The organism is Streptomyces sp. NPDC048479 (genome assembly GCF_040651435.1).
Classification (GTDB): Bacteria; Actinomycetota; Actinomycetes; order Streptomycetales; family Streptomycetaceae; genus Streptomyces.
Genome location: NZ_JBEZKA010000042.1, coordinates 1 through 16,025, shown reverse-complemented (window position 1 = coordinate 16,025; position 16,025 = coordinate 1). Strand labels below are relative to the sequence as shown.

General features: G+C 69.4%; 14 protein-coding genes. 11 read left to right on the top strand and 3 right to left on the bottom strand.

The window, feature by feature from the left end:
- The first annotated feature begins 10 nt into the window (after nucleotides 1–10).
- The 5 genes from iolB (at nucleotide 11) to AB0D12_RS37205 (ending at nucleotide 5,642) form a co-directional block, all read left to right on the top strand.
- On the top strand, nucleotides 11–895 hold the full coding sequence (gene iolB, locus AB0D12_RS37225) for a 5-deoxy-glucuronate isomerase (RefSeq protein WP_327323686.1): 885 nt from the start codon (nucleotides 11–13) through the stop codon (nucleotides 893–895).
- Entirely contained in the window at nucleotides 892–2,814 is a 1,923-nt protein-coding gene (iolD, locus tag AB0D12_RS37220) for a 3D-(3,5/4)-trihydroxycyclohexane-1,2-dione acylhydrolase (decyclizing) (RefSeq protein WP_362693336.1), read from the top strand. Before iolB ends, iolD begins: the two co-directional genes overlap by 4 nt.
- 11 nt (nucleotides 2,815–2,825) lie before the next feature.
- Entirely contained in the window at nucleotides 2,826–4,325 is a 1,500-nt protein-coding gene (gene mmsA, locus AB0D12_RS37215) for a CoA-acylating methylmalonate-semialdehyde dehydrogenase (protein WP_362693333.1), read from the top strand.
- Between the two features lie 295 nt (nucleotides 4,326–4,620).
- The gene (locus tag AB0D12_RS37210; protein WP_362693330.1) at nucleotides 4,621–4,746 is read left to right on the top strand and encodes a hypothetical protein; all 126 of its coding nucleotides are present in this window, start codon (nucleotides 4,621–4,623) and stop codon (nucleotides 4,744–4,746) included.
- A 92-nt stretch (nucleotides 4,747–4,838) separates the two neighbouring features.
- A complete protein-coding gene (locus AB0D12_RS37205; RefSeq protein ID WP_362693327.1) occupies nucleotides 4,839–5,642 on the top strand; it encodes a DUF2637 domain-containing protein in 804 nt (267 codons plus the stop codon).
- A gap of 142 nt (nucleotides 5,643–5,784) precedes the next feature.
- On the opposite strand, the gene AB0D12_RS37200 is transcribed toward AB0D12_RS37205, so the two are convergent.
- Nucleotides 5,785–6,972 (bottom strand): S8 family peptidase, encoded by a 1,188-nt coding sequence (locus AB0D12_RS37200; RefSeq protein ID WP_362693324.1) that lies wholly within the window; start codon nucleotides 6,970–6,972, stop codon nucleotides 5,785–5,787.
- 170 nt (nucleotides 6,973–7,142) lie between these two features.
- A complete protein-coding gene (locus tag AB0D12_RS37195) occupies nucleotides 7,143–7,559 on the bottom strand; it encodes a GNAT family N-acetyltransferase (protein WP_362693397.1) in 417 nt (138 codons plus the stop codon).
- A gap of 145 nt (nucleotides 7,560–7,704) precedes the next feature.
- On the opposite strand from AB0D12_RS37195, the gene AB0D12_RS37190 reads away from it, so the two are divergent.
- The gene (locus AB0D12_RS37190) at nucleotides 7,705–10,524 is read left to right on the top strand and encodes an alpha/beta fold hydrolase (RefSeq protein WP_362693322.1); all 2,820 of its coding nucleotides are present in this window, start codon (nucleotides 7,705–7,707) and stop codon (nucleotides 10,522–10,524) included.
- A complete protein-coding gene (locus AB0D12_RS37185) occupies nucleotides 10,521–11,381 on the top strand; it encodes an ABC transporter permease (RefSeq protein ID WP_327323679.1) in 861 nt (286 codons plus the stop codon). Before AB0D12_RS37190 ends, AB0D12_RS37185 begins: the two co-directional genes overlap by 4 nt.
- Nucleotides 11,382–11,467: 86 nt before the next feature.
- Here the strand turns inward: AB0D12_RS37185 and AB0D12_RS37180 are convergent, their stop codons facing one another.
- Nucleotides 11,468–12,070: a DNA-binding response regulator gene (locus AB0D12_RS37180; RefSeq protein WP_362693319.1), complete on the bottom strand. Its 603-nt coding sequence runs from the start codon at nucleotides 12,068–12,070 to the stop codon at nucleotides 11,468–11,470.
- Nucleotides 12,071–12,604: 534 nt separating this feature from the next.
- Here AB0D12_RS37180 and AB0D12_RS37175 point away from each other — a divergent pair.
- The 4 genes from AB0D12_RS37175 to AB0D12_RS37160 all read left to right on the top strand — a co-directional run.
- Nucleotides 12,605–14,194 carry a von Willebrand factor type A domain-containing protein gene (locus AB0D12_RS37175; RefSeq protein WP_362693316.1) on the top strand — a complete coding sequence of 530 codons (1,590 nt, stop codon included), beginning with the start codon at nucleotides 12,605–12,607 and terminating at the stop codon, nucleotides 14,192–14,194.
- A 170-nt stretch (nucleotides 14,195–14,364) separates the two neighbouring features.
- Nucleotides 14,365–14,835, top strand: coding sequence for an anthrone oxygenase family protein (locus AB0D12_RS37170; RefSeq protein WP_362693313.1), 471 nt, complete (start codon nucleotides 14,365–14,367; stop codon nucleotides 14,833–14,835).
- Between the two features lie 328 nt (nucleotides 14,836–15,163).
- Nucleotides 15,164–15,367, top strand: a complete 204-nt coding sequence (locus AB0D12_RS37165; protein ID WP_165245126.1) for a cold-shock protein — start codon at nucleotides 15,164–15,166, stop codon at nucleotides 15,365–15,367.
- 287 nt (nucleotides 15,368–15,654) lie between these two features.
- Nucleotides 15,655–16,025 (top strand): DEAD/DEAH box helicase (locus AB0D12_RS37160; RefSeq protein ID WP_362693310.1); only part of this gene is annotated, 371 nt, incomplete at its 3' end.

Sequence of the window (16,025 nt, the reverse complement as noted above, 5' to 3'; positions counted from 1 at the left end):
CGGAGAAGGCATGAGCGACGAAAAGCTGCAGGAGCTGTACGTACCGGCGGGTGCCGCCGCGCGTGGTCCCTACGCCCTGCGCATCGACCCCGAACAGGCCGGCTGGGGGTACTCCAGCCTGCGTGTACTGGAGCTGGAACCCGGCGCCTCACACTCCCTCGCCGCCGGGGACAGTGAGTGGATCGTGCTGCCGCTCACCGGCGGTTGCACGGTGCGCACACAAGGCGAGACCTTTGAACTGCTGGGCAGGGAAAGCGTGTTCGGTGGAGTGACGGACTTCGCCTATGTGCCGCGCGATGCCCATGCACAGATCGCCTCCGGTGCGGGAGGCCGCTTCGCCCTGGCAGGAGCGAAGTGCGAGCGCAGACTCCCCGCTCGCTACGGCCCCGCGCCGGAGGTACCGGTCGAGCTGCGCGGCTCGGGCAGCTGCTCGCGGCAGGTGAACAACTTCGCCGCGGCAGACACCTTCGTCTGCGACAAGCTCATCGCGGTCGAGGTGCTCACGCCCGGCGGCAACTGGTCCTCGTACCCGCCGCACAAGCACGACGAGCACCGCCCCGGCGTCGAATCCGAGCTCGAGGAGATCTACTACTTCGAGATCGACCGCGGCGGCATGGGCTACCACCGGGTCTCTCCGTCGAGGCCCGGCGGTACGGACATCCTCGCCGAGGTCCGCACGGGTGACGCCGTCCTCATCCCCGACGGCTGGCACGGCCCGTCCATCGCCGCGCCCGGCCGGGACATGTACTACCTCAATGTGATGGCGGGCCCGGGCGACACCAGGGAGTGGCTGATCTGCGACCACCCCGACCACGGCTGGATCCGCGACACCTGGCCGGAGCAGCCCGTCGACCCCCGGCTGCCGCTGTACGAGGCCGAGGAGGGCCAGCAATGAGTTCGGGAACGAATACGCGCCGACTCACCGTCGCCCAGGCGCTCGTCGCCTTCCTCGCCCGCCAGTACACCGAGCGCGACGGCCGCCGCCACCGCCTGATCAACGCCACCTGGGGCATCTTCGGCCACGGCAATGTGGCCGGCCTCGGCCAGGCGCTGCTGGAGTCCGGTGCCACTGCGCTGTCCGGGGAGACGCCCCCCGGCCCCACCATGCCGTACTTCCAGGGCCGCAGCGAACAGGCCATGGTGCACGCCGCCGTCGGCTACGCCCGCCAGTCCCGGCGCCTCTCCGCCCACGCCGTCACCACCTCCATCGGCCCGGGCGCGACCAACCTCGTCACCGGCGCCGCGCTCGCCACCGTCAACCGGCTGCCCGTCCTCCTGCTGCCCGGCGACGTGTTCGCGACCCGGCCCGCCGACCCGGTTCTCCAGCAGCTCGAAGTCCCCTACGCGGGCGATGTGTCGGTCAACGACGCCCTGCGCCCCGTCTCCCGCTACTTCGACCGTGTCACCCGTCCCGAAGCGCTGATTCCGGCGGCGTTGCAGGCGATGCGCGTGCTCGCCGACCCGGCCGAGACCGGTGCGGTCACGCTCGCGCTTCCGCAGGATGTGCAGGCCGAGGCGTACGACTGGCCGGAGGACTTCTTCGCCGAGCGCGTCTGGCAGGTGTGCCGCCCGCGGCCCGACCTGGACGCGCTGGATGCGGCCCGCCGCGCGGTGATTGCCGCCCGCCGCCCCTTGATCGTCGCGGGCGGCGGTGTCCACCACGGTGAGGCCGAGGAGGCGCTGCGGGCCTTCGCCGAGGCGACCGGCATCCCGGTCGCCTCCACCCAGGCCGGCAAGGGCTCGCTTCCGTACGACCACCCCTGCGACGTCGGCGGCATCGGCCACACCGGCACCGCGACCGCCGACGAGCTGGCCCGTACCGCGGATCTGGTGATCGGTGTCGGCACCCGCTGGTCCGACTTCTCGACCGCTTCCGCGACCCTCTTCCAGCACCCGGCCGTCCGCTTCCTGAACCTCAACATCACCTCCTTCGACGCCCACAAGATGGCCGGTCTCTCCCTGGTCGCGGACGCCCGGACCGCGCTGGACGAGCTCGCCGCCGCGCTGGGCACGCGTATGCACGTCGAGCCCGCGTACGAGACGGAGTACGCCGACGACAAGGAGCGCTGGGAGTACCGCGTCGACGCCGCGTACGAGGCCGACGACCCGGATGTCCACCCCACTCAGCCGCAGGTGCTCGGCGCACTCGACACTCTGGTCACCGGGGACGACATCGTGATCAACGCTGCGGGCTCGCTCCCCGGCGACCTCCACAAGCTGTGGCGCGCCCGTTCGGCCGACCAGTACCACGTCGAGTACGGCTACTCCTGCATGGGCTACGAGATCCCCGCGGCCATCGGCGTCGCGATGGCCGCGCCGGGCCGACCCGTCTGGGCTCTCGTCGGCGACGGTACGTATCTGATGAATCCCACCGAAATCGTGACAGCCGTGCAGGAGAACATCCCCATCAAGGTCGTCATCCTGCAGAACCACGGATACGCCTCGATCGGCGGCCTGTCCGAGTCGGTCGGCGCGGAGCGCTTCGGCACCGCCTACCGCTACCGGGCCTTGGACGGTACGTACACCGGGGCTCCGCTCCCCGTCGACCTGGCCGCCAACGCAGCCTCGCTCGGAATGCGTGTGATCCGGGCCAAGACGGTGCGTGACCTGCACGAAGCGCTCTCTGTGGCGCGTGAGGCGGACGTTCCCACATGTGTCTACGTCGAGACCGAAACGGCAGACACTGTGTCGGGCGCGCCTCCGGCGCAGGCGTGGTGGGATGTTCCGGTGGCTGAGACCGCGACCCGCCCGTCGGCGGTCAAGGCCCGGAAGGAGTACGACCGGCAAGTCGCAGCCCGACGCCGCCATCTCTGAAGGAGCACGAAATGAAGACCGTCAACCACTGGATCGGTGGCAAGACCGTCGAAGGTGCGTCAGGCAACTGGGGCCCGGTCACCGACCCTGCGACCGGCGCCGTCACCACCCAGGTCGCCCTGGCCTCGGTGGAGGAGGTCGACGCGGCCGTCACGGCGGCGCGGTCGGCGTACGCGACCTGGGGCACGTCCTCGCTCGCCCAGCGGACCGGGATCCTCTTCCGCTACCGCGCGCTCCTCGACGCACACCGCGACGACATCGCCGCGCTGATCACCGCCGAGCACGGCAAGGTCCACTCCGACGCGCTCGGCGAGGTCGCCCGCGGCCTGGAGATCGTGGAGCTCGCCTGCGGTATTACCACCCAGCTCAAGGGCGAGCTGTCCACCCAGGTCGCAAGCCGGGTCGACGTCTCCTCGATCCGTCAGCCGCTCGGTGTCGTCGCCGGCATCACGCCGTTCAACTTCCCGGCGATGGTGCCGATGTGGATGTTCCCGCTGGCCATCGCCTGCGGAAACACCTTCGTACTGAAGCCGAGCGAGAAGGACCCGTCGGCCGCCAACCTCCTTGCCGAGCTGGCTTCGGAGGCCGGGCTGCCCGACGGCGTGCTCAATGTCGTTCACGGCGACAAGGTCGCGGTCGACGCGCTGCTGGCGCATCCGGACGTCAGCGCGGTCTCCTTCGTCGGCTCCACCCCGATCGCCCGCTACATCCACACCACCGCCTCCGCCAACCACAAGCGCGTCCAGGCGCTCGGCGGCGCGAAGAACCACATGCTGGTGCTCCCGGACGCGGACCTGGATGCGGCCGCGGACGCCGCGGTCTCGGCGGCGTACGGCTCGGCCGGCGAGCGCTGCATGGCCATCTCCGCCGTCGTCGCGGTCAGTTCCATTGCCGATGAGCTGGTGGAGAAGATCCGCGAACGCGCCGAGAAGATCAAGATCGGCCCCGGCGACGACCCGACGTCGGAGATGGGCCCGCTGATCACCAAGGCCCACCGCGACAAGGTCGCCTCGTACGTCACGGGCGCGGCGGCGCAGGGTGCGAAGGTTGTTCTGAACGGCACGGGCCACACGGTCGACGGCTTCGAGGACGGCCACTGGATGGGCCTGTCGCTCCTCGACCACGTATCCACCGACTCCGACGCCTACCGCGACGAGATCTTCGGCCCGGTGCTGTGCGTGCTGCGTGCGGAGACGTACGAGGAGGGCGTGGCGCTGATCAACGCCTCCCCCTTCGGCAACGGCACCGCGATCTTCACCCGTGACGGTGGCGCGGCCCGCCGCTTCCAACTGGAGATCGAGGCGGGCATGGTCGGCGTGAACGTCCCGATCCCGGTGCCGGTGGGCTACCACTCCTTCGGCGGCTGGAAGGACTCGCTCTTCGGCGACCACCACATCTACGGCAACGACGGCGTGCACTTCTACACTCGCGGTAAGGTCGTCACCACCCGCTGGCCGGACCCGTCGGATGCGCCGACCGGCGTGGACCTGGGCTTCCCGCGCAACCACTGACAGCAACAGTCGACAGGCACCGGGCCCGTACGGAACTCTGCATCCGTACGGGCCGCGCCTTCTCCGTACGGCGCGGCCAACTCGCCCACAGCGGCGCGCCCGCACTTCATGTGCGACGGCACTTCGGGGTCGCCGACGTGCCGTGGACTGTATATTTCACCCATTTCCTATTTATGGGTTCATTCGTGTGGCCGATAGCGATGGGGGCGCGTTCGTCGTTGAGAGGGCTGTGACCACGCCAACTTCACAGCCCAAGTCGCTCAACCCACGTGCCGAGGGATTGTCTCTGTGGCCCATGTGCACCAGTAGGGAAGGTGCCGTCGCTCTGGTCCGCCCGCGGGAGTGCACCACGGAACTGGCGGACTTCATGGCGGCCATGGACCTCATCCAGGCCGATTACACCCGACGTTCCCCCGCGTGACCGCCCCGCATGGGGTCGCACACTTCCGCCGCGGCCCCCTGCCGGAGCCGCAATTGCCACCACCACTGGACATCGTCCACGGTAGGAATCACATGTATGACAGGCATGACCACTTCGGGGCGTACGGCACTCCTGCTGAGCAGTACGACGACGCGTACGCAGCCCTCTCCGGCCAGTGGGACGGTTACAGTTCCGCCGACCAGTGGAACGGCTACGGTTCCGCGTTCGGGCAGGAACCATTCTCTGCTCCGGACCTCGACGTTCTGCAGGGGCGCTGGGAACCGGACGTCGAACTGACCCAGCTGCTGCAGGAAACGCCCGACCCCGTGGAACTGCCGCAGCCCGCAATGGATCTGCAGCGGCCCCCAACGATCGGCCCGTCCTGCCACCGTCGGCGCCCGATGCACAAGGTGAAGCCGAGAGCGTGGAAGCTCGTCCGCAACCAGTCCCTGAACTACGCCATCGCAACGGTGAGTGTGGTCATCATTGCCGTCGTGAGCGTCCTCGGGTGCCTGCTCACTCACGAAATCCTGCGGCATGCCGCTGCCCCTGGTGCCGCGTACAGCCTTTCGCCCTGGTGGCCGGCGCTGGTGTACGGACCCTGGACGGTCGCATCGCTCTCGATCCTGCGAGCCACGCTGCACCGCCGCCGCGCTCCCCACGCCTGGGCCATCGCCCTGTTCTTCTGTGTGCTCGCCGCGCTTACGTGCATCGCCGCGGCGCCCAGGACCCTCAGCGGAGCGGGCGTCGCCGCTCTCCCCGCCATCGCGACCATGGCCTGCTTCCACCAGCTCGTACGCCACATCACGCTCACCCGGCCGGCCCGCCGCGAGGTGGGCTTCTGGTGCAAATCCGCACGCCCCTGCTCAAGTCCTGACCATCCGGAGTCGCTGTAGGCGCTGGACAAGCCGGCAGAAAACGTCGCGAGCAGGCTACTGCCCGAGGAGCGCCGTGCCCGGATGGGCAGGAGCTCCTCGGGCAGCAGCAGCTCAGCTGGAACACCGAATCGGCTGGAACAGATCGGCTAGAACGGATCGGCTAGAACAGCGAATGCAGCAGCTTGTTCGGCGAACCCGTCCGCGGGTCCTGGACCTTGCCGCTCGTCGCGCCGTTCACCAGCGCGTCCCGGACCTGAACCGGGGTCGCCGTGGCGTGGGTCGCCAGATACAGCGCCGCGACGCCCGCTGTGTGCGGGGTGGCCATCGAGGTGCCGGAGATCGTGTTCGTCGCCGTGTCGCTGTCCTTCCACGATGAGGTGATGTTCACGCCCGGCGCGAACAGATCCAGGCAGGTGCCGTAGTTGGAGAACGACGCCCGCCGGTCAGTGTTGTCCGTCGCGCCGACCGTGATCGCCTCGGGGACGCGGGCCGGCGAGTAGTTGCACGCGTTCATCGGCAGGCCGAGGAAGTTGCCATTGCCCGCGGCAATCGAGTAGCTCACGCCCGATGCGATGGACTTCTTCACCGCGTTGTCCAGCGCCGCGTCCGCGCCACCGCCCAGGCTCATGTTCGCCACGGCCGGCTTCTTCGCGTTCGCGGTCACCCAGTCGATGCCCGCGATGACCCCGGCCGTCGTACCGGAGCCCTGGCAGTCCAGGACGCGGACGGCCACGAGCTTGACGCTCTTGGCGACGCCGTACGTCTTGCCGCCGACCGTGCCGGCGACATGCGTGCCGTGGCCGTTGCAGTCCTGGCCGTTCTGGCCGCCGCCCACCGTGTCCGTGCCGACGCTCGCGCGGCCGCCGAACTCGCTGTGGGAGGTGCGGATCCCGGTGTCGATGATGTATGCGGTCACATTCGACGCATTGGTGTTGTAGGTGTATGTCTTCGACAGCGGCAGATTCCGCTGGTCGATGCGGTCGATGCCCCACGTGGCATTGGTCTGGGTCTCGTTGATGCGGACCGTGGCGTTCTGCTGGACGTACGCCACGCGTGGATCGGCGGAGAGTTTTGCGGCCTTTGCGTCGGACATCGACGCGGAGAAGCCCTGGAGAGCGTTGCGGTAGGTGTGGTTCGGTGTGACGCCCAGATCGGCGGCGTGCGTGGTGCCGTCCTTCAGGACGACAATCCAGCTGTTCTGTACGGCAGTTGCAGTGGGAGCGAGACGAAGATCGCCGATGGACGCGCTGTGCGCGGTGGGGGAGGCGGCGAACTGGAGACCGGCCGCTAGGGCGACTGCGGGTATCAGCGCCCCGAAGCGTCGGGCAGTGGCTTTCATCTCGTGCACCTACCTTTCATTGACCGTTCAATGGACAAGTACGGGCGTGCATGCTGCCAGAGAGTGCATATGCGCTGACCAGGGTCTCGTGACGTGATGTGCGACACAAGGTGTTGTCACATGTGCGGCATGACGGACATGCAGATTGTGAACCCCCGTCAGGCCGCCCGAGGCCACGGCTACCTGGCCTGGAACTCCCAGGTGAGCATCGCGAACTCCCCGTCGTCCGCAGCCCCCGCCGACCGGTACGTCGCCAGCGCCGGGTCGTTGTCCCTGTCCACGCCGACCCACATGTCGTAGCAGCCCCGCTCCCGCGCCACCTCGATCAGCGCCTCGGTCAGCGCCCGCCCGATGCCGCGTCTGCGGTACGCCGAGTCCACCGACAGCTCGTACAGGCACATCTCCGTGCCCTTGTCGGGGTGGAGCATCTCGATGCCGGAGACCATCCCGGCCGGCGCCCCGTCGACGTACGCGATCAGCATCAGATGCCCGGCGGCGGCAAGGAAACGCTCGGCCCACTCCGCCCGCGCGGGTCCGTCGTAGAGATGCTCGGCCGCGGTGAGCTCGGACACGGTCGTCGCGCGCCGGATGTCCATATGGAGGTCCATGCGAGTCCCTTCCCCCAGGGGCGCATACCGCGTCTGGTGTACGGCGACCGTACTCCGTACTACTTGCGGAGGCTCGTGAGTTCCCCCTGGCGGCAGCCGAGTCGGCACAGGGGATCCGCTTAGGGTTTCAAGCATGCAGATCCGACTTCCCCGGCCGCGCGGCCGATGGCTCGCAGGCGTCGCCGCCTTCGCCGTCCTCGCCGGCGCGGGCACCTGGACCGCGGTCGCTGATGACAGCGCACCGCCTGTGCACCGTGAGGACCGGGTGCAGGAGATGCCCGGGGCGAGGATCGACACCTCCTACTTCACGACGGGCGGCAAGGACCGCAGGCCCGCCGTCCTCCTCGGGCACGGCTTCGGCGGCAGCAAGGACGATGTACGCGCCCAGGCCGAGCAGTTGGCCCGCGACGGATACGCAGTGCTGACCTGGTCCGCCCGCGGCTTCGGCGATTCCACCGGGAAGATCGGGCTCAACGACCCGGACTTCGAGGTCAAGGACGTCTCGCGGCTGATCGACTGGCTGGCGGAGCGTCCCGAGGTACAGCTGGACGCGGACGGCGATCCGCGCGTGGGTGTCACCGGCGCCTCGTACGGCGGGGCGATCTCGCTGCTCGCGGCCGGCTACGACAAGCGGGTCGACGCGATCGCACCCCAGATCACCTACTGGAACCTGGCCGACGCACTCTTCCCGAACGGCGTCTTCAAGAAGCTCTGGGCCGGGATCTTCTTCTCGACCGGCTCGACCGGCTCGACCGGCTCGACGGGCTCGGCGGATTCGGTGGCGGGTACGGGCTCGGAACCCCCGGCCGATGAGCCCGCATCGGACGCCCCGGCGGGTCGGGCGGCGGCGCCCGGCGATGCAGCCGAGGCCGAGGCCGAGGCCGATGCGGCCAAGGTCAAGGCGGCCGGTGCCGCGGTCCCCGCCGACCCGAGCGGCTGCGGGCGCTTCGCGCCTGCGCTCTGCGCCATGTACGAGCGCGTCGCCGTCGCCGGAAAGCCCGACGCCGCCGCCCGTACGCTCCTCGAAGCCCGCAGCCCCTCCGCCGTCGGCGACCGCATCAAGGTGCCCGCGCTCATCGTGCAGGGCCAGGCCGACTCGCTCTTCCCGCTCACGCACGCCGACGCCATGGCGAAGAAGATCAGCGCCAACGGCGCGCCCGTCTCCGTCGACTGGATCGCGGGCGGCCACGACGGCGGCGACCGGGAGACCGGCCGCGTCGAGGGCCGTATCAGCCACTGGTTCGACCGGTACCTCAAGCAGGACAAGGGCGTGGACACCGGGCCCGCCTTCCGCGTCAGCCGGACCGGAGGCGTCGACTCCACCGATGGTCAGGCCCTGCTGCGCGGCGCGACCGGCAACGTCTATCCGGGGCTCGGCAGCGGCGCGCGACCGGTCACGCTCAACGGCCGCGCGCAGACCTTCGCCAATCCGGCCGGCGCCAACCCGCCCGCCATCTCGGCCGTCCCTGGCCTCAGCGGCGGCCTCACCCAGCTCTCCTCTCTCGGCCTCGGACTCTCCCTCGACTTCCCCGGACAGTTCGCGCGCTTCGACTCCGCGCCGCTGGCCGAGTCGCTGCGGATCACCGGCTCGCCGACCGTCAAGGTCAAGGTGACCTCGAACAGTGGCGACGCGGTCCTGTTCGGGAAGGTGTACGACGTCGGGCCCAACGGCCGTGAGCAGGTGCTGCCGTCCCAGCTCGTCGCGCCGGTCCGGGTCGAGGGTGCCGAGCACGGCAAGGACGTCGAGCTGACCCTGCCGGCCGTCGACCACGAGGTGGACGCCGGGCACCGGCTGCGCCTGGTCCTGTCCGCGACCGACCTCGGCTATGCGTCTCCGGCCGCCCCCGCCGCGTACACCGTCGAACTCCTCGGCAGCGGCGCACTGGCCGTGCCCACGGCGCCCGCAGTGAAGACGCAGGCTGCGGGACTGCCCTGGTGGACCTGGGTCCTCCCCGTCACGGGCGCCCTGCTGGCGGCGGCCTTGCTGATCACCGCCCGCCGCCGTGCGGTCGCTCCGGCACCCGACGCCGAGCTCGCCGAAGTACCCCTGCAGATCACCGGGTTGACCAAGCGGTACTCCAGGTCCGCCGACCGGTACGCCGTGCGGGAGCTCTCCTTCCGTGTCGAGAAGGGCCAGGTACTCGGCCTCCTCGGCCCCAACGGCGCGGGCAAGACCACCACCCTGCGCATGCTGATGGGCCTCATCCGGCCGGACGACGGCGAGATCCGTGTCTTCGGCCACGCCATCAGGCCCGGCGCACCGGTCCTCTCCCGGGTCGGCGCGTTCGTCGAGGGTGCGGGCTTCCTGCCGCATCTTTCGGGACGCGACAACCTGGAGCTGTACTGGCGGGCCACCGGCCGCCCCGCGAGTGACGCGCATATCGAGGAGGCCCTGGAGATCGCCGGCCTCGGCGATGCCCTCGCCCGCGCCGTACGCACCTACTCGCAGGGCATGCGCCAGCGCCTCGCCATCGCTCAGGCCATGCTCGGCATGCCGGATCTGCTCATCCTCGACGAGCCGACGAACGGCCTCGACCCGCCGCAGATCCGCGAGATGCGGGACGTGATGATCCGGTACGCGGCCGCAGGCCGGACCGTCATCGTGTCCAGCCACCTTCTCTCGGAGGTCGAGCAGTCCTGCACACATCTGGTGGTCATGGACCGCGGGCGGCTGGTGCAGGCAGGACCGGTCGCGGAGATCACCGGCGAGAGCGACACCCTGCTGGTCACCACGGCGGAAGGCGTGCCGGAGCCGTTGATCGAGAAGATCGCCGCGCTGCCGGGTATCGGTTCCGCGTCCCGTACGGACGAAGGACTGCTCGTACGCCTCGACGGAGCCACCGCCACCGGCATGATCGCCGAACTCGTCCGGCTGGACGTGCCGTTGACGGGTGTCGGTCCGCATCGCTGCCTGGAGGACGCCTTCCTCACCCTGATCGGAGGTTCCGCATGAGCACGCTGGTCGAGTCGGCCCCGGGCTACCGGGCACGGCACACGCTGCCGCTGCGTGTCGAGGCCGTACGGCAGCTGAAGCGCAGGCGGACGCTGGTGATGGCGGGGATCCTTGCCGCGCTGCCCCTCATCCTGATCGCCGCCTTCGCGATCGGCGGCACGCCGGACGGTGGGGACAGCAGCCGGGTGACCCTGATGGACACGGCCACCGCGTCCGGCGCGAACTTCGCCGCCACCTGTCTGTTCGTCTCGGCGGGCTTCCTGTTGGTGGTGCCGGTGGCGCTGTTCCACGGGGACACCGTGGCCTCGGAGGCGAGCTGGTCCTCTCTGCGCTATCTGCTGGCCGCACCCGTCCCGCGCTCCCGACTGCTGTGGTCCAAGCTGGCGGTGGCGCTCGGCTTCAGCGCGGCGGCCATGGTGCTGCTGCCGCTGGTCGGTCTGGCGGCGGGGACCATGGCATACGGCTGGGGCCCGCTGAAACTGCCTACGGGTGGCGGCTCCCTGGCCGCCGGCGACACCGTGGCGCGTCTTGCGCTGGTCGTGGCGTTCATCTTTGTCTCCCAACTGGTCACGGCGGGGCTTGCGTTCTGGCTCTCCACCAAGACCGACGCCCCGCTCGGAGCGGTCGGCGGAGCGGTCGGTCTGACGATCATCGGCAATGTGCTGGACGCGGTCACCGCCCTCGGCTCGTGGCGTGACGTGCTGCCCGCGCACTGGCAGTTCGCCTGGATCGACGCGCTGCAGCCACAGCTGGAGTGGAACGGCATGGTGAAGGGCGCGGCGGTCTCGGTGACCTACGCCCTGGTGCTGTTCGCGCTTGCCTTCCGGAACTTCTCCCGCAAGGACATCGTGTCGTAGGGGATGCCATAGGACATGCCGTGCCAGGCGTCGCAGGAGGTCTCGCACCACGTGCCGCAGGAGGTCTCGAGGAGGCCGGGCTCTTGCTAGACCCAGCCCCGACGAGCCGCTTCCGCTCCCGCCCGGAAGCGGCTCGTCGTGCCGAGGGCAGTGAGCAGTTGACCGACGCGGCGGCTGTACGTACGCCCTGACATGCCGAGCCGGGTCGCGGCCGTCTCGTCCGTGAGCCCAGCCAGCAGGGCCTGCAGGACCGGCTGCAGATGGACGGGTAAGGCGCCGGGTATGGCCTGCCCGGTCAGATCGTCGCCGGTGTCCCACCAGGACCGGTGCGCACGAACCAGGGCCTGGACGACAACGGGATCGCGGATCAGCAGCAGGCCGTTGTAGTGCAGTTCGAGGTCGAGGGGGACGGCCGCGACCCTACGATCCGCGACGAGCATCTTGAACGGGATCGAGTCAGTCACCCGGGCCGCGCCGGGACTGAGCCAGGGTGCCGTGAGATGCGTCAGCCCGTGCCGGGGTGCGATCCGCCGTACCGTCGGGGTCTGTGCGGCGGCCGTGCGCACGCATGCGCCGGCGAACTCCAGGAAGGGCTCCGGGATGCCGTGGCCCAGTGCGCCGGCCGGATTGTCGAAGCTGAGGAGCTCGTGGCGGGCGGAGCGGACCAGGCTGGTCAGGGCCGCTTTCACCTGTGCCACTCCGTGAACCGGCTGCCCCGGCACCTCCCGCAGGACGGCCCGCGAAACCTCCGTTGAAACGTCCCGCGAAACCTCCCGTGGGACTTGCCGCGAAACCTCCCGGCCGAGCACGGAGCCCGGAACCATCCCCACGACCATGGCCGATCACCCCCGTCAATCCGCCTGCCAGACCGCGTGTCAAACCGCCTGACGATCCGCGCGGTCCGTCCCCTCGGAGCCGTGCGCCACTCCATGAACGCACATGGCTGCGCATGGTGACAAGCGGCTGCTCAGGGACTGGCGAGTCCTTGCCAGTCCCTTCGGTTCCGACGCCGGGGCGGGGCACGCTTGAGGCACGAGAGTCGCAGAGTGAGTAGGGAAGAGAGCTGAGCGAGCCCTTGAGCCCCTGAGGGGGTTGCCCTCCCGGCCGGGGGCAACTTCCGCCCGCCGTTGCCGCATTGAGATTCATCCGCAACTCGTTCGTCTGCTCCTTCGGGCCTCCTCGAACGTCACATTCACAAGTGCTGACGATCCAGGGGAGCCCAGATGAAGCTCTGCGCAAGGACGTACAGGGGAGCGCTGGCCGCGGTTCTGGCCGGCGGCATGCTGCTCACCACCGGCTGCAGTGGAAGCGGCCAGGACAACCGGGCCTCCCGAAGCGGAGCCGAACAGCGGGCGCACGACGGCGCGAAGCCGGCACCCGCGCCGAGAGCGCCGGACGGCGGCGGAGGCGCCCCCGCAGCCGGGACGGACGGAGCGAAGGAGGCGGAGCGGCGCGGCGATGAGTTCCAGGAGTCCAAACCGGCGGCCGACTATCTGTCGACCTTCGCGCTCGACGTGGACACCGCCTCGTACGGCTATGCCCGCCGCACGCTTGCCGACGGGCAACGGCCGAAGCGGGGCGACATCCGGCCCGAGGAGTTCATCAACAGCTTCCGCCAGGACTATCCGAGGCCGAAGAGCAACGGTTTCTCGGTGACGGTCGACGGTGCGCGTCCCCGGAGCGCCGAGGGCGAGGCCGGCGGCGAGGACTGGTCGCTCGTACGCGTCGGACTCTCCACCCGGCCCTCCGACCGCAAGGGCGAACGGCCGCCCGCCGCCCTCACCTTCGTGATCGATATCTCCGGCTCCATGGCCGAGCCCGGCCGGCTCGACCTGGTAAAGGAGTCGCTGGGCATTCTCACCGACGCGCTGCGCGACGACGACTCGATCGCCATCGTCACCTTCAGCGACGAGGCCGAGACACGGCTGTCGATGACCCGGATCGACGACAACCGCGACCGTATCCACACGGTGATCGACGGCCTGGAGCCGACCGACTCCACCAATGTGGAGGCGGGCGTACGGGCCGGTTACGACGAGGCCGTCGAGGGTCGCAGGCGCGGAGCCACCAACCGCGTCGTCCTGCTCTCCGACGCCCTCGCCAACACCGGCGAGACCGACGCCGACGCGATCCTCGGCCGGATCGACGATGCCCGCCGCGAGTACGGCATCACGCTCTTCGGCGTCGGTGTCGGCAGCGAGTACGGCGATGCGCTGATGGAGCGGCTCGCCGACAAGGGTGACGGGCACACCACGTATGTCTCCACCAGCGAGCAGGCCAGGAAGGTGTTCGTCGACCAGCTGCCCACCCATGTCGAACTGCGTGCCCGGGACGCCAAGGCGCAGGTGGCCTTCGACCCGAAGACCGTCAAGCAGTTCCGGCTCATCGGGTACGAGAACCGCGCGGTCGCGGACGAGGACTTCCGTAACGACCGTGTGGACGGCGGCGAGATCGGCCCCGGTCACACGGTGACGGCGCTCTATGCCGTACGGCTCCGGGAAGGAGCGAGCGGCCATCTCGCGACGGCTACGGTGCGCTGGCTCGACCCCAATACGCGGGCACCGCACGAGCAGACGGGCTCGGTCGAGACGGGCGCGGTCGACGGCGCCCTGTGGGACGGCGCCTCCAAGAGGTTCCAGGTCACCGCGGTCGCGGCGTACTTCGCCGAGTCGCTACGGGGCGGTTCGATGCCGGGCGCGCCGGGGCTCGGTGAACTCGCCGAACGGGCCAGGAAGCTGGCGGGCTCGACGGAAGACAGCTCGGTGCGCCAGCTCGCGGACGCGATCGGGCAGGCGCAGCGGCTGAGGGACTGAGCGTGGGGGCCACGGGCGCACTCCGCACTCCGCACTCCGGACTCCGGGGACGGGGCTGTGGCTGTGGCGTCCCGCCTGCGGCGGGGGCCGAGGCTTTCCCTCACGGATCAGGCAGTGTCCGCACCACAAGGTTGCTGCATCGCCCGCCCCGCCGCGCCATGATGTGCGCCATGGCCACCCTTCTGCTCGCACTAGCCATCATCTCCACAGGCCTGTACGCGGGCATGATGCTGATCTTCCGGACCGGGATCATGCCCGCGCTCGCCCGGCTTTCGGACGACCAGTTCGTGCCGGCCATGAACCGCATCAACGAGACCGTGCCGCGCGTCGTGTTCGTTCTGGTCTTCCTCGCGATCATGGTGTTCCCGGCCGCGGCCCTCGCCGTCCCGGTCGACGGCCGCACGGACACCCAGCGGTGGCTGATCATCGCGGGCCTGGTCTGCGCGGTCCTCAACAACCTCATCACCATCGGCGGCAACATCCCACTGAACAACGCCCTCGCCTCGGCCGAGTCGGCCTCCCCGACTGTCCCCACCGGTCAGGCGCGCGCTGCCTTCGAGTCCCGCTGGAACCTCTTCCATCTGATCCGGACTCTGTTCACGCTCGCGTCGTTCGCGCTGCTGGTCACTGCCGCGCTGTAGCCTCGTAGGCCGACATCCCGGCCCCCCGCTTGCCTCTGCTGCAGCGAATATCTGTCGCACCAGGGTTAGAAATTTGCGCGGTGTGTGCCGAGCGTTCATGGGGGTGACGGGCGAAAAAGTAGTACCTGCCCTGCCCGGATGCTCGCGCCGTGCTACCGTTGATCCCAGTTGCAGTTGTGGTTCCCATAGACTTCAAGTGCCTTTGATGGCTTCATGCCATCGGGCACTTTTGTATTTTCGGTGATGTTTTCCGGACGGGGTAATCATCGCGGCGACGCCAGGGTTCGCACCGTGCGAACCCCGGGCACTGCCCCGAAGGAGATATGACATGGCTACTGGCACCGTCAAGTGGTTCAACGCGGAAAAGGGTTTTGGCTTCATCGAGCAGGACGGCGGCGGCCCCGACGTCTTCGCCCACTACTCGAACATCGCCACCCAGGGCTTCCGTGAGCTTCAGGAAGGCCAGAAGGTGAACTTCGACGTCACGCAGGGCCAGAAGGGCCCGCAGGCGGAGAACATCGTTCCCGCCTGACGCTGACACGCACGACGCAGCTGGGGCGCGCACCTTGGGGTGCGGGCCCCAGCTCGTTGCTGTTTGCAGGGTTTGCGCGACGCGCCGTAATGGTCTGCCCGCGCCCCCATGATCCGGCCCCGGCTGCCTCATCCTGTGGATCCCTGGCGGCCTGATGCCAGGCGTCGCTATTCTGCGCCGCTGCGGCCGGTTTCGTTTCAGTCTTTTATTCGGCTCGTTCTTGCAATTCATTCGGCTCATTCCTGCCGAGAATTCCTCGATACGTGCCATATCGAGGAAGGTTCTCCATGAACCGCTCAGCTCGCACGAACGACCGTTTCTCCAACCCCCGCAAGGGTGGCTCCGCCGGTTCCGACCGGGGCGCCCGCTTCCGCCCGCAGGGCCAGGGTCGCCCCGGCAACCGTTCCGGCGGCTACGGGCGCCGTCCCGCCGCGCGGCAGGGCGAGTTCGCGCTGCCGGTCACCATCACCCCGGCCCTCCCCGCGGCCGCGACCTTCGGCGAACTCGACATGCCGGTCGAGCTGCTGAAGACGCTCACCGGCCTCGGCATGAACGAGCCGTTTCCGATCCAGGCGGCGACGCTGCCGAACTCCCTGGCCGGCCGGGATGTGCTGGGCCGCGGGCGTACCGGTTCGGGCAAGACGCTTGCCTTCGGTCT

Bases quoted from the DNA above. Each gene is read 5' to 3' on its own strand.
- AB0D12_RS37185 (WP_327323679.1), top strand. From the start codon at position 10,521: ATGAGCACGCTGGTCGAGTCGGCCCCGGGCTACCGGGCACGGCACACG.
- AB0D12_RS37165 (WP_165245126.1), top strand. From the start codon at position 15,164: ATGGCTACTGGCACCGTCAAGTGGTTCAACGCGGAAAAGGGTTTTGGC.
- AB0D12_RS37190 (WP_362693322.1), top strand. From the start codon at position 7,705: ATGCAGATCCGACTTCCCCGGCCGCGCGGCCGATGGCTCGCAGGCGTC.
- AB0D12_RS37170 (WP_362693313.1), top strand. From the start codon at position 14,365: ATGGCCACCCTTCTGCTCGCACTAGCCATCATCTCCACAGGCCTGTAC.
- iolB (WP_327323686.1), top strand. From the start codon at position 11: ATGAGCGACGAAAAGCTGCAGGAGCTGTACGTACCGGCGGGTGCCGCC.
- AB0D12_RS37210 (WP_362693330.1), top strand. From the start codon at position 4,621: ATGTGCACCAGTAGGGAAGGTGCCGTCGCTCTGGTCCGCCCGCGGGAG.
- AB0D12_RS37175 (WP_362693316.1), top strand. From the start codon at position 12,605: ATGAAGCTCTGCGCAAGGACGTACAGGGGAGCGCTGGCCGCGGTTCTG.
- AB0D12_RS37205 (WP_362693327.1), top strand. From the start codon at position 4,839: ATGTATGACAGGCATGACCACTTCGGGGCGTACGGCACTCCTGCTGAG.
- iolD (WP_362693336.1), top strand. From the start codon at position 892: ATGAGTTCGGGAACGAATACGCGCCGACTCACCGTCGCCCAGGCGCTC.
- mmsA (WP_362693333.1), top strand. From the start codon at position 2,826: ATGAAGACCGTCAACCACTGGATCGGTGGCAAGACCGTCGAAGGTGCG.
- AB0D12_RS37195 (WP_362693397.1), bottom strand. From the start codon at position 7,559: ATGGACATCCGGCGCGCGACGACCGTGTCCGAGCTCACCGCGGCCGAG.